General features: G+C 73.7%; 10 protein-coding genes. 5 read left to right on the top strand and 5 right to left on the bottom strand.

The window, feature by feature from the left end:
• The 5 genes from D6718_05820 to D6718_05840 form a co-directional block, all read left to right on the top strand.
• Positions 1-321: urocanate hydratase (locus tag D6718_05820; protein RMG46292.1), on the top strand; the 321-nt coding region annotated here is incomplete at its 5' end.
• Positions 318-2564, top strand: a complete 2247-nt coding sequence (gene priA / locus D6718_05825; protein ID RMG46293.1) for a primosomal protein N' — start codon at positions 318-320, stop codon at positions 2562-2564. The genes D6718_05820 and priA, both read left to right, overlap by 4 nt.
• A gap of 73 nt (positions 2565-2637) precedes the next feature.
• Entirely contained in the window at positions 2638-3249 is a 612-nt protein-coding gene (locus D6718_05830) for a hypothetical protein (protein RMG46294.1), read from the top strand.
• Positions 3246-3863, top strand: a complete 618-nt coding sequence (locus D6718_05835) for a hypothetical protein (protein RMG46295.1) — start codon at positions 3246-3248, stop codon at positions 3861-3863. The genes D6718_05830 and D6718_05835 overlap by 4 nt, the downstream gene beginning before the upstream one ends.
• Positions 3864-4029: 166 nt before the next feature.
• The gene (locus D6718_05840; GenBank protein ID RMG46296.1) at positions 4030-6789 is read left to right on the top strand and encodes a hypothetical protein; all 2760 of its coding nucleotides are present in this window, start codon (positions 4030-4032) and stop codon (positions 6787-6789) included.
• A 170-nt stretch (positions 6790-6959) separates the two neighbouring features.
• Here D6718_05840 and D6718_05845 read toward each other — a convergent pair whose 3' ends face one another.
• The 5 genes from D6718_05845 to D6718_05865 all read right to left on the bottom strand — a co-directional run.
• Positions 6960-7643, bottom strand: coding sequence for a hypothetical protein (locus D6718_05845; protein ID RMG46300.1), 684 nt, complete (start codon positions 7641-7643; stop codon positions 6960-6962).
• 248 nt (positions 7644-7891) lie between these two features.
• Positions 7892-10900 carry a hypothetical protein gene (locus D6718_05850; GenBank protein RMG46297.1) on the bottom strand — a complete coding sequence of 1003 codons (3009 nt, stop codon included), beginning with the start codon at positions 10898-10900 and terminating at the stop codon, positions 7892-7894.
• A gap of 570 nt (positions 10901-11470) precedes the next feature.
• A complete protein-coding gene (locus D6718_05855) occupies positions 11471-12016 on the bottom strand; it encodes an HD domain-containing protein (GenBank protein ID RMG46301.1) in 546 nt (181 codons plus the stop codon).
• A 258-nt stretch (positions 12017-12274) separates the two neighbouring features.
• Positions 12275-12928: a DNA-3-methyladenine glycosylase 2 family protein gene (locus D6718_05860; protein RMG46298.1), complete on the bottom strand. Its 654-nt coding sequence runs from the start codon at positions 12926-12928 to the stop codon at positions 12275-12277.
• On the bottom strand, positions 12925-13298 hold a 374-nt coding region (locus D6718_05865), incomplete at its 5' end, for a 4-hydroxybutyrate CoA-transferase (GenBank protein RMG46299.1). The genes D6718_05860 and D6718_05865, both read right to left, overlap by 4 nt.

A 13298-nucleotide genomic window follows, 5' to 3' on the forward strand; every position in this document is an offset into this window, starting at 1 on the left:
CACAACTTCGTCGGCGACGCCTTCCGCGGTGCGACGTGGGTCAGCCTGCACAACGGCGGCGGCGTCGGCTGGGGCGAGGTGATCAACGGCGGATTCGGCTTGGTGCTCGACGGCACCCCCGCGGCCGCCGAGCGGGCCGCGGCGATGCTCTCCTGGGACGTGTCGAACGGACTCGCGCGCCGCGCTTGGGCCGGGAACGAGGGAGCGAGGTTCGCCGTCCGCCGGGCGATGGAGGCGGTCCCCGGGATGGAGGTCACCCTGCCCAACGCGGCGGACGAGGAGACGATCGAGCGGGCGCTCGAAGAGGCCGGGCTGGCGTGACGCCGCCCGACGCCGAGGCGCCGGCGGACCGCTGCGTGGCGGTCGCCGTGCCGGCTCCGATCCTCGAGCCGCTCGCCTACCGCGTGCCGCCGGAGTGTCCCGTTCCGCGAGCGGGATGCCGCGTGCGGGTTCCCCTCGGAAACCGCGAGGTCACCGGGCTCGTCCTCGGGCCGACCGCGGCGCCCGAAGGGGTCGCGCTCAAGCCGGTGGCCGGCGTCGTCGACCCGCCGGAGCGGCCCGTCCTTCCGCCCGACCTCCTGGAGACGCTGCGGTTCCTGCTCGACTACTACGTCGCGCCGCCCGGGGACGCCGTGCGGGCGGCCCTTCCCGCGGCGGTGACGGAACGGCCCCGCGCTCCCACCGAGATCTGGGTGGCTCCGGCCCCCGGGGCGCGCGCGGCGTTCGAGGAGGGCGCGCTGGTGCGCGCCCCGGCCCAGCGGAAGGCGCTGGAAACCGCCCTCGCCCAAGGACCCCTCCCGCAGGCGGAACTCGCCCGCCGGTCGGGCGTCTCGGCGGCCGCCGTGGCGGCGCTGGTGCGCCGCGGGCTCCTGGTGGCCGAAGAGCGCGACAAGGAGCCGCCGCCGGCCCCCGCGGCCGGGTTTCCCACCACCCCTCCGCCGCGGTTGACGCCCGCGCAGCGGGCGGCGGGAGCGCGCGTGGCGGAGCTGATCGACGGCGGGCGGTACGCGGCGCTGGTGCTGTTCGGCGTGACCGGTTCGGGGAAGACCGAGGTCTTCCTGCGGGCCGCCGAGCACGCGCTCTCCCGCGGACGGTCGGTGCTGTACCTCGTGCCGGAGATCGGGCTCACCCCGCAGCTCGCCCACGCGCTGCGCCAGCGCTTCGGCGACGGCGTCGTCGTCCTCCACTCAGGCATGCCGGCGCGCCGGCGGCACGAGGCGTGGGAGGACGTGCGCACCGGCCGGGTCCGCGTCGTCGTCGGGGCGCGTTCCGCGCTGTTCGCCCCGCTCGCCTCGCTCGGCCTGATCGTCGTCGACGAGGAACACGACGCCGGGTACAAGCAGGAGGAGTCACCGCGGTACCACGCCCGGGACCTCGCCCTCGTGCGCGCCCGCGCCGCCGGGGCGGTGGCGATCCTCGGCTCCGCCACCCCGTCGATGGAGGCCTGGTGGCTGGTCCGGACCGGCCGGGCGGAGCTGGTCGAGCTGCCGGAGAGGGTGGGGGAGGGGGCGCTCCCCGCGGTCGAGCTGGTCGACATGCGCGAGGAGTTCGCCGAGACCGGCGAGGAACGGGCGCTCTCGCGCCGGCTCGCCGCGGCGTTGCGCGAGACGCTGTATCGCGGCGAGCAGGCGATCGTGCTGTTGAACCGGCGCGGCTACACGCGCGTGCTGCTCTGCCGGGCGTGCGGGGAGGCGGTGGGCTGCCGGCACTGCTCGATCCCGATGACCTGGCACCGCGACGGGGAGCGGCTGCGGTGCCACTACTGCGGCTACGCGCGCGCCCGGCCGGAGAGCTGCCCGTCCTGCGGCTCGATCCACCTCGCGGACCTGGGCTCCGGAACCCAGCGCGCCGAGGAGGAGGTCGCCGCGGCGCTGCCGGGGGCTCGCGTCGCCCGCCTCGACCGGGACGCCGCCCGCTCCCCGCGGCGGCTGGCGGCGATCCTCGGGGGATTCGCTCGCGGCGAGATCGACGTCCTGGTCGGAACCCAGATGATCGCCAAGGGGCATCACTTCCCGAAGGTCACCCTCGTGGGGGTGCTGAGCGCCGACGCCAGCCTGCGCCTCCCCGACTTCCGGGCGGCGGAGCGGACGTTCCAGCTCGTCACCCAGGTCGCGGGGCGCGCCGGGCGGGGCGACCGGCCCGGCCGGGTGATCGTCCAGGCGTTCCGGCCCGACCATCCCGCCCTGACCGCCGCGGCGGCGCAGGACTACCGGAGCTTCGCCGCCCGGGAGTTGCCCGGCCGGGAGATGCTCCGCTACCCGCCGGCGGCGGCCCTGGCCAACGTGATCGTGCGCGACCCGTCGCCGGCGCGGGCGTTCGAGCGCGCCGAGACGCTCGCCCGCCACATCCGCGAGGCGGGGGCTCCGCGGGTGGCGGTCCTGGGCCCCACCGCCGCCCCCTTGGCCCGGCTCCGCGGGGAGCACCGCGTGCAGCTCCTCGTCCGCGCGCGGCGGCGCCGCCGGTTGAGTGCCGCCCTCCGCGAGGCGCTCTTCCGGTTCCTCGGCCCGCGCCGCTCCATGCCCCGCTGGCTGGTGATCGACGTCGATCCGCAGCAGCTCCTGTGAGGGCGGCCGCGCGGCGCGCCCCCGGCGGCGGTAACATCGGCGGCGCGACACCGACCGGCCGCACGGAGGACCGGTGAACCCGATCGGCTCGTGGCGACGCCTCGCCTTTCTCGCCGCCCTCTCCGCGGCCGCCGCCGGCTGCGCGGTGTGGAACCTACCCCTGCCGCAGGAGCCGGGCCTGCATCCGCAACTGACGCCCTACAGCTATCTCGAGGAAGGGCGGCTCGTCTCCTTCCTCGTCGACACCGAGGCCGCCCGGCGGCGCGAGGACCGGCCGCTCGTGCCGCTCGCGGTCGGCGTCGCCAACATCGGCCTCGACCACCTCACCCTCACGCGCGAGTCGTTCACCCTGGTCGACGACGCCGGCCGGCGCTACGCGATGGCCGGGGTGGACGAGGTTCGCCGCGGGGGGCCGCTGCCGAGTTACGACCGGCGCTTGAGCGCGCATGCGGAGGGCGCCTTCACCGGGCGGTTTCCCTTCTGGCCGGCCGTGCCCGCCGCCTTCTTCCCCGGAGTGGAGGAGGGTCTCGCCGACAGCCGCGTCCAGCTGCCCCAGCGGTCGAAGATGTTCACGCTGCTGTACTTCCCACACCCGGCGGGGAGGTGGCTCGGGCGCCGGTACGAGCTGTGGCTCGATGCCGCGGAACTCGAGGAGCCGGTGTTCGTGAAGTTCGCGGTGCGATGAGGGCGCCGGTCCGGACGGTTCTGTACGGTCTCGCCGAGCCGTCCCAGGCGGTGGAGGCGGCGCAGCTGGGGATCGACGCCGTGGTGGTGGCGGTCGGCGAAGGTCCTCCGCCCGCGGTGCCGCCGGCGGCCGCCCGGCGGATCGCCGCGGCCCTCCCGCCGCTCGTGGGCCGATTCGCCTGGATGGCCGAGAAGGGGCGGCGGCTCCCCGGGGGGTTCGCCGCCGCGGTCGTGCCGGTGGGCGGCGACCGCCCCCCGGGCGCCGCCGTGGCGCTCGCCAGGGTCCCGCACGAGGCCGCCCGCGCCGAGAGGATCCCGGACTGGGCCGACGGGCTGTGGATCGAGCCGGCGCCGCGCGGAAGCGCCACGGCCACCCGGTTCGACTTTCACCGGATCGAGCGGCTGGCCCGGCTGCGGCCGGTGATGCTCGAGATCCCGGACGGGGCCGCCGGGGTGGAGGTGGCGATCCGGCTGGGTCGGCCCCACGGGGTCGTCTTCGGGCCGGCGGTCTGGTTCCGCCCGGGGATCGTCGACCTCGAGAAGCTGGAGCGGGCCGTCGAGGTGGTGACCCGGCTCAACCGCCGGCTGGCGGAAGAGCGTCCCCCCGGGTTCTGACGAAACCGGTTGAAAAAAAGCCGCGTCGCCGTACAAGTTCCGCGGACGGGCGCAGGCCGAGGGAAGGCTGCGTCCGCCGACCGGGGGGGCGTCCGGCGCGACGCAGCGACACCCCCGGGCGCCGCACTCCGGTCCACGGGAGGAGGGTTCCATGTGGAGGAGTGTGGTGTGCGGCGTAGCGGCCGCGGTGGCGGCGTGCGCCGGTCAGGTTCTGGCGTCCGAGTGCACCGGCGGTCCGACCTTCGACGATCCGCTGGTCGAATTCCATCGCATCACCGGTCCCGTCCACGCGGCGATCGCCGGCGTGGGCACCGAGGAGGGTGACCGGCAGTTCGCCATCGACGTGCCGGGCACGCCCGTCGGGGCCTGGATCTACTGGCTGGGCGTCGTCTGGCGCGAGGCGGACGGTACGATCGGCGACCCTGACTATTCGATCACTCTCTCCGGCGGGGCGCTCACGGCGCCCATCGACCTGTACGGCACCGAGGTGGGCCGCCGTCACGTGCTGTGCGCGGACGAGCCGGACGTGGGCGGCGAGGTCGTGATGAAGGCGGCGGTCCCGCTCGAGGCGTTCGCGCCGGGGCTGAACGTCTTCACGATCTCCAACTTCAACGAGCGGCAGCCGAACTCGAACCGGCGCATCTACCGCCAGCAGTACGGGGTGACGATGTTCGTCACCTATCAGGATCCGGGGAGCACCGACGCCCGCGAGGTGATCGCCCTGGAAGGGGCCGACGTCGCCAACTATTTCCGCTACGTCCAGTCGACGGTCGGCTACCCCGAGCAGGCGAACAGCGACGTCATCTGCTTCCAGTTCGATCCGATCGCGGAGGACACCACGGCGACCCTCCTGATCGGTGACGGCGGTGTCTACGAGGACGTCCACACGGTCCCCGGGACCAACCGCATCGTCACCGCGTCCCCGGAGCGGACATGGTTCGATTCGGGGAGCGGCGCGACCCCGACGATGCTCGTCGGGACCGCCCAGCTCCTCGAGGACAACCGGATCATCGACGGCGACTACTTCTTCCACGGCAACAAGATGGGCCACTACCGCGGCCAGGTGCAGCTTCACGCCGGCGATACCTGGGCCTGCTTCCAGCACGAGATGCTGCCCAAGCTGCCGACGAACATCGACCCGGTGAACGGTCACAACGTGGCCCAGAACTTCACCGCCCACGTCGCATCCCTCGAGATCGACCGCGCGGAGACGACCGGCACCTGCGATCTCACACTCGAGATGTCGGTCCAGCCGCCGCTGGTCTACACCCCCGAACCGGACTGCGGAGGCAAGAAGGGGCACGGGCGCAAGCTCCAGCTGATCGAGGTCGAGTACACCGGTGAGGGCTGCGATCTGAGCGACCACGAACAGGGAGACGACGTGCTCTGCGAGGGCGGCGCGTCGTTCGCCGATCCGGTGACGCTCCAGTTCTACCGCCTCGACAAGGAGACCGGCTGGCAGCTCGTCTCGGAGCACACCGGTGTCCACCTCGGAGACCGCGTGCGGGTGAGCGCTGGCGAGATCGGCGAGAAGGACTTCGGGCGCAAGCTCCGGATCACGGTGATCGACGAGACGCTGAACCAGGTGATCGAGGAGGTGCGCTTCAGCCCGAAGTGCGAGGACCAGCCGAACGTCGGCGACCAGTTCGGCAGCTTCTTCGTCGTGGCCGTCAAGTTCGACAAGCTGAGCGAGGTGTCGATCGCCCGGGCGACGACGGTCTACTACACCGTGGCGAACAACGGCGACGGCAGCGCCGGCGAGGTCGTCGTCGAAGACGATCTGCTCGGCGAGGTGGGCCGGATTCCCGAGCTGCTTCCGGGAGAGGTGGAGGTGCTCACCGCCCACACGACGACCTGGAAGACGACGACCTTCGACGCCGTGGCGCGGGGCAGCGGCAACTGCGACGAGGCCACCGGCAGCGTCACGCAGGAGTTCCTCCGCTCGCCCGACCCGTGCGAGAAGGGGCAATGCGGCGCCGGCAAGGACCACGCCAAGGGCGTCAGCGAGCTGGCGATGACCTACACGGGCGACAGCTGCACCGCCATGTCCAACACCCAGCGCGGCAAGGCCTTCTGCGAGGGCGACGCGGGCTTCGTCGAGCCGGTCACGATCCACGCCGCCGACAAGGACGACAACGTCGTCAAGACCTTCACCGACGTCGCGCTCGGGGACGCGGTGCGGCTGACCTCGGACGACTTCGGGTCGAGCAAGCTCCCGAGCGACGTGCGGTACACGATCGAGACGCCCGACGGCTCCTTCCTCGCGCGCGTGGGCGTGCACACCTCCTGCTCGCAGCAGCTCGCCGAGGGTGACCAGTTCGGGCCGCTCACCACCCGGTCCCTCGTCGTCAAGGAGCCCCCGAAGGAGTGCAAGGAGGGTTCCTGCCGCGGCGGCCTGAGGCAGCTCACCGTCCGCTACGCCGGCGGCGGCTGCGACAACACGACCAACGACCAGGGCGGCCGCGTGGTCTGCGTGGGCGACGCGGGAACCACCGAGCCCGTGACGGTGCTCGTTCTGGACAAGAGGGGCACGGTGATCCGCACCTTCGAGAACGTCCGGATCGGCGACCTGCTCACCGTCACCGCGGGCGACGAACCGGACGATCCGGAGGAGGTGGGCGAACTGCCCAAGCGGATGCGCGAGGGGGAGACGGAGAAGGAGCGGGAGCGCGAGCGGCTGCCGAACGACATCCTGTACCGGGTGCTCGATCCGGGCACCGGCGACACGCTCGCCGAGGTCCGCTTCCACATCTCGTGCTCGAAGCCGCTGGCGGTGGGCGACCTCTTCGGCTTCGTGCGCGTGCACTCCTTCTACTCCCGCCGCGGGGGAGAGAAGAAGAAGCACGACAGCGTGCCGCTGCCGCCGGAGGTCGGCGGCTGGGTTGGCAGCGGGAACGAGCCGATCCTGAGCGGCGGCCAGCGCTGAGGCACCGCCGTCCGGGCCCCGGTGGTCCGGACGGCGCCGCTCGCTCGCACGGCGCGCCGGTCCCGGCCGGCGCGCCGTTCGTTTCTTCGGGGGCGCCGGCGGGCCGGCGGGCCGCCGAGCCGGCCTTCATGGCGGCGGACGTTCCGTTCCGCCAAGAGCGCGGGGCGCGCTCAGAGAGCGTGGCAGGCGAAGCAGAGCCGGCTCCGCTCCATCTCGACCGCCACGCGCGCGTTGCGGTGTCCGAACAGGCGGTGGCAGGATCCGCAGCCGACGCGCCCTTCGTACAGCCGCACGCCCCGGCTTTCGACCTCGTACGGATCGTGCATCTGGCGCAGCGGCCGGCCCGGACGGACGAGCGCCACCCCGATCGGATGGCTCACGCCGAGCCTTCCGGTGACGGCGGTGGTGTGGGGCGCGTCCGGTCCCATGCCGCCGTCGTGGCAGCCGAGGCAGCGTTCCGAGACGGGATCCAAGTCGCCGCTGCCGGGGGCGAGCGCCAGCTGCGTCCCGCCGTGCAGCGCATCGGCGTAGGTCGTGTGGGGGTGATCCCACCGCCCGGCGGCGTCGCGGTGGCACAGCGCGCACAGGTCGGGTGCCGGAAGCCGGAGAGCGTAACGGCCCGCGCCCTGCGCGGCCGGCCGCGCGAGGCCGTGCGGCTCGTGACAGGTCCGGCAGGTGATCAGCCCCTCGTCGGTCGGCAAGCGCCCCGCGAGACGCGCCGGGGCGGGGATACCGACCGGGTGGGTGTCGGCCCGAGTCGCGACCTCCCAATGGCACTCGCGGCACGAACCGTCGCCGCCGAGTGCAGGGAAGACCGCCGCCAGGAGTCCCAGAACCAGGCACGCACCGCGCATCGCCCGTCCTCCTCGGGAGGGCCGCCGGCGGGCGGCCGGGCACGCCCGCCGGCGCAAAGGCGCCCGCGGACCCCGCAAGGTGCGTGCCGGAACCGGGGGCACGTTCGCGCTCCTCCGCCCGCTGCCGCCGCGATCCGAGCGCTCCGGGTCGGCCTGCCGGACATGCGGCGGATGGCCGGACGCGCGACCGGCCGGGACGTCCGCGGATCGGACGCCCCGGCCGGCTCGGCGGGAAGGGGGATCGGCTTTCAGTCAGCCGGCGGAGGCGAGTCGTGGCAGAGCGGTACGAAGCCTTCCGGCGGCCCGGGGGGACCCTCGCCGCCGGGACCGTAAGCATCCGCGTAGTAGACGAGTGCCGTGCCGGGTGACGGAATCGCCGCGTCGGCCGCCGGCGGGTGCGCGACGTTCGCCTTGAGGCACCAGTCGGTGATCTGCCCTCCGCCGGCGAGCTTGCCGCGATAGACCTTGTAGCCATCCGCGAGCGGCTCGGGCATGTCGAACCAGTCGATCCTGGTCTGCCCCGGCTGCTGGGTGATCCGGAGCCAATGGACCGCCGGCGGGATGCCCGAGGGCACCGGCCACCCCAGCGCAGCGACGTCGTTCGGATTGTTCTGAGCCCTCTCGGCGGTCCACACGGCCACGACGGGATCGAGCGAGCCCGGTCCCCCCGGCCCGGCAAGGGTGGCCACCGGTCCCTCTTCGATGAAGTAGGGTGCCCCGCCGGTCTCGAACCCGATCCCGCCGTCGGGGGAGAGCGCGAACGGGCCTTGCCAGGTCGCCCCGTAGTCGCGCGATGTCAGGGCCCTCACGTCGACGCGGTCTCCGTAGGGCGGGGGGATCACCGGGTAGACGACCGCTGCACCGCCGTCGTGCCGGACGTGCGCCGAAACGCGGGGCAGGCAGCCGTTCGTCCCCGCATCGGCACAGCCGTAGGACTGCTCCGGCCGCCAGCTCGCTCCCCAATCGGCTGACGAGGCGACGTAAAGCGCGTGGTCCCAATCGCCCGTCCAGGCCACGACGGTGTGCCCGTGGCTCTCGACGGCGACGGAGACCCGGTTCGCGGTGACGGCAGTGTCGGTCGGGGTCGACGGGGGCGACCAGGTCGCCCCGCCGTCGAAGGAGTGGCTCACTCTCACCGGCCTGCCGAGATCGGGGTCGTCTTCGGCCCACGCGGCGACGAAGCGACCGGCGCCGCCCGAGGCGAGCGACGGGAGATAGGCGGCCGAACCGGGCGGGTCGATCCGCACATCGGCCGGGAACCAGGCCCCCCCGCCATCGATGGCGCAGTTCGCGCGAATCGAAGACGTCGCCGGATCCACGTCGATCCGGTGGTCCTCCCACGCCACGCAGACGTAGCCGTCGTCGTCGCAGGCGATGACGGGGAGCCCGGAGGCGTAACCGGCCTCCGTCCCGGGCGTGTCGATCCGCGTGTCGTAGGGGAACCATCCGCCGCCCGGGGTCCAGTAGTTGAAGCGAACCTGCCCCTGGTTCGGGTCGGTGACCCAGGCGGCATAGATCCGCGGCCCCTGGGGCGGAGAAGCGGCGCACAGGACCGCACCCGGGATGTCGACAGCCTGATGCGACGGCGGAGCCGGCGCGCCTCCAGGCTCGAAGCTCCACCCGTGGTCGTGGCTCACCGCCGAATCGAGCGCCCGCGCTCCGCTCGGGCCCGCGGCGGTGAACACCGCGAGGACGTGGCCCGCCGCGGCCGCCACGGCCGGAGAACCGACGTTTCCCGTGGCCACGGGGCCTTCCGGGTAGGTCCAGTTCATCCCGCCGTCCGGGGAAACCGCCGCCAGGATGCGCCCGTCAGCCGCCGCCCACAGGGCTTGCACGAACGGCCAGTCGTCCGCGGTCACGGCCGGACCGGTGGAGTCGATCGCTCCCGCGCCGCCCTCGACGCCGTCCAGTCTCGTCTCTCCGGTCGTCGCATCGACTGCGGTCGCGTCGTCCGAACCGAGGCCGAGCCAGACCCTTCCCAGCCCGTCCGTGGCCGCAGCGACCTTGGAGTCGATCAGCGAGTGAAACGGCCTGGAAAACAGCTCCCACAGCCTCCAGGCGGGATCGATTGCCGACATCGCCCGGCTGAGGGAGACGGACTCGAGCTCGATCCCGCCGTCGCCCCACGCGACGACCGCGTGTCCGCGGCCTCCCGCGTCGCAGGAAAGCGAGAGATCCCAGACCCCCTCGTAGAGCGCCTCAGGCTGGACGGGCGATGGATAGACCCAGCTCGCTCCGAGGTCATGACTGACGTTCGTGAACAGCGCGGGGCCGAACCACAACCAGTCCGGGCCGACGAACGCCACGAATGTGCCGCCGCTGCCGGCGCAGATCCGGGGCGGCACGTCGGTGAGAACCCCCATTCCGCCGGCCGGATCGGTGGGGGAGGGAAGCCAGCTCCCGTGGTCCCAGCACGTCACCCGGACCCGATAGGGCCCCGGCGCCAGTCGCTCGAGCCAGACGAAGGTGACCGCCTGGTCACCCGCCATCGCCACGTCGGGGAGGATCTGCTCCAGCTCGGGGGAGGCGGGGTAGGGCAAGAACTCGGGATCGGACCAGGAGTCGCCCCCGTCGGACGTCCAGGAGTACCGGATCCTCGGAAAGGGCGCGTCCGTCTGCCACACCGCCACGGCCCGGCGCCCGGGCCCGAGCGCCACCCGGGGGTGCGGATCCTCGAAAGGCCCGGAGTGGTTGATCTGTCGGAGCCTGATCCGTGGCGTGCCTCCGGACACGTCGATGCCCGCCGCCCAGACGTCGAGCGGCAACTCGCCGGTGCCCGCCCAGATGGCCACGATCTGGCCCGCGGCGTTGCAGGCGACCTCGAAGTCGCGGGCGACCGCCATCACCGCCACGCGCCAGGAAGACCAGCTCTGCCCGAAGTCGCTCGACCATCCGAAGCGGATCTCGCTCGTCCCGCTCTCGTGCCACACGGTGTACACGTTTCCGAGGCCATCCGCGCAGAGGTTTCCCGCGGTGTCCGCCGGGCCGAGGCGCTCCGCGGGGGACCAGGTGCGGCCGTTGTCGGCGCTCGTGTAGACGATCAGGGTTCCGGCTCCGTCGAGGAGGGTCGCCGCAAGGCGCTCGTGCCCGGCCCACACGGTCCCGACCGCCGAGACGCCGGGCTCGTCGAGCAGGTGCGGGGGATTGATGAGTCGGTCGGAAGGCCCTGGCCAAGCCAGGGCGCCGACCGGTGAGACCGCCAGCGAGGCGAGCGCGGCGGTCGCGCCACGCACGATGCGGATCCAGGAAGAGCTCATCGACCACCTCCCGAACCGGACCGTCGCTGGAACCAGCCGCGGCGAGCCCCGGCCGCTGACCCGGTGGGGTGAGGGTTCGGCCGGCTCCGGCGCGGCCCGCGCCCCGGCTCGCCGGCGCCGGGCGGCCCGGCCTCGACCGAAGGGCCGGCGGCGTCTGCGCCCTCCGGCCGGCGGCTCCCCGCGCCCGTCGCAAGGTGCGGGATTGCGCCGAGCCGCCGGAGGGGCTCCAGACACGCCGGCCAGCGCCGGTGGGGGAGCCGCGCGGCGGTCCCTCCGGAAGGATCGTGTCGCCCGGGCGGGCTTTTCGTGCGAGGACTCGCGTGGGGCCGGCCGGCGGGGGGAAGCTCTCGAAAGCGGTGCGCCGGGATCCGCGGCATCGCGACCTCCGGCTCCGTGCAGGGTTCCGGCTCGCGGGGCGCCGGAGGCGTCCCGCATTCCGTTTCGTTAGGTTTCGAACCGCGAGGCGGCGCTTTTCACGAAAAAAGTCGGCCCGGCGGGCTCGCGGGCCGGCCGGCGTCCCGCGGCGGCTGCGGGAGGGAATCCCGCGAGCGAACGAGCCGGATCGCGGGATCAGCCGGGCAGCCCCAGCTCCTCGCGGTTCGCCGCCAGCGTGTCGATGACGAGCTGAATCAGCTCGGAAAGATCCACGCCGAGGATCTCGGCTCCGCGGCGGATCTCCTCCCGGTCGACCTTCTTCGCGAACGCCTTGTCCTTGAGCTTCTTGATCACCGACTTCGGCTTCATGCCGGTGAGGCCGGTGGGCCGGACGAGGCAGGCGGCCGAGACGAAGCCGGTCAGCTCGTCGGCGGCGAGCAGCGCGCGGGCGAGCAGGGTGCGCGGCTCGACGCCCCACTTCGTGTAGTGCGCGCTGACGGCGTGGGCGAGATCCTCCTCTCCGAGTTCGCGCAGCCTCGCCACGATCCGCGCCGGGTGCTCCTCGGGGAACGCCTCGTAGTCGGCGTCGTGGAGCAGGCCGGCGATCCCCCACTGCTCTTCGTCCTCGCCGTACCGGCGCGCCAGCGCTCGCATCACCAGCTCGACGCTTCGCGCATGGCGCAGCAGCGCTTCGCTCTTCGTCCACTCCCGGAGGATCGCCTCAGCTTGCGAGCGGTCCATCTCTGCCTCCTCACCCGGATCGTTCACGAGCCCCTCGGGGGGCGCCGCGCCGGCGCGCCGGTGGCGCCCGCGCCCGTCCCCGGCCGGGAGGCCCGGCGATCCGATCGACCGCGTGGCGCGCGCCCTGGCCGCCCGCGAGGCTCCGCGGGCGCGGGGCTGCCCGGCCAGACCTCGGCCGGCCGGGACGGCGGGCCGGCTCCCGAACGGGGTCCCGGGCTGTCCCGTTCGATGTCCCGCGAGTCCTCCGAGCCGGGCCGGTCAGCGCAACCCGGGTATCGTGCCGGAGCGGTGGCGCCACAGCCACCATGCCGCGGTCGACCGGCAGGGCCGCCACGCCTCGGCCCGCGAGGCGAGGCGCGCGGGAGACCAGGGCTCCTTCTCCCCGGCCAGCATGGCGGCGGCGGCGCGCAGGCCGAGGTCGGTGGCGGGGAAGACGTCCCGCCGCCCGAGGTGGAACAGCATGAAGATCGCCGCCGACCAGGGTCCGATTCCGGGGATCGCCACCAGCCTTCGCTCGATCTCCTCGTCCGAAAGGCGTGCGAGGCCGCGAGGGCGCAGCTCGCCCGACGCCACGGCCTCCGCCAGCGCGAGCAGTGCGCGCGCCTTCGGCCTCGACACGCCGCACTCCCGCAGCCCGCTCTCGCCGAGCCGCAACAGCGAGGCCGCGTCGGGCGGGCGGCCGCCGAGGCGGGCGGCGAGCCGCTCGTGGATCGCCGCGGCCGCCGGGAGGGCGAGCTGCTGGTAGAGGACGACCCTCACCAGGTAGGCGAACGCTCCGCCGGGGCGGCGGGGCCGCAGGCGCGCGGGGCCGTACAGGTCGGCGAGGCGGCGGCAGAGCGGGTCGCGGCGGGCGAGCCGGGCCGCGTCCCGGCGCGCCCGCTCCGGATCGAAGAGCGTCGGCCGGGCCGTCACGGGAGCAGCCGCCGCTCGTAGGCGGCGCGCTCGAGATCCTCCCGGAAGCGCGGGTCGGCGACGGCGATCAGCCGGCGGGCGCGCTCTTTGAGCGTGCAGCCGAACAGCTGCGCCACCCCGTGCTCGGTGACGACGTAGTGCACGTCGGCCCGCGTGGTCACGACGCCCGCCCCGCGGCGCAGCACCGGAACGATGCGCGACACCTCCCCGCCGCGGGCGGTGGAGGGGAGGGCGATGATCGGCTTGCCCCCCTCCGACCGCGCCGCCCCGCGGATGAAGTCCACCTGCCCGCCGAAGCCGGAGTAGATCTTCGTGCCGATCGAGTCGGCGCAGACCTGCCCGGTCAGATCGATCTCGATCGCGGAGTTGA

The organism is Acidobacteriota bacterium (genome assembly GCA_003696075.1).
Classification (GTDB): Bacteria; Acidobacteriota; Polarisedimenticolia; order J045; family J045; genus J045.

What these genes read in the sequence shown, in the direction of transcription:
- D6718_05835 (RMG46295.1), top strand. Translation starts at nt 3,246, where the DNA reads ATGAGGGCGCCGGTCCGGACGGTTCTGTACGGTCTCGCCGAGCCGTCC.
- D6718_05845 (RMG46300.1), bottom strand. Translation starts at nt 7,643, where the DNA reads ATGCGCGGTGCGTGCCTGGTTCTGGGACTCCTGGCGGCGGTCTTCCCT.
- D6718_05850 (RMG46297.1), bottom strand. Translation starts at nt 10,900, where the DNA reads ATGAGCTCTTCCTGGATCCGCATCGTGCGTGGCGCGACCGCCGCGCTC.
- D6718_05855 (RMG46301.1), bottom strand. Translation starts at nt 12,016, where the DNA reads ATGGACCGCTCGCAAGCTGAGGCGATCCTCCGGGAGTGGACGAAGAGC.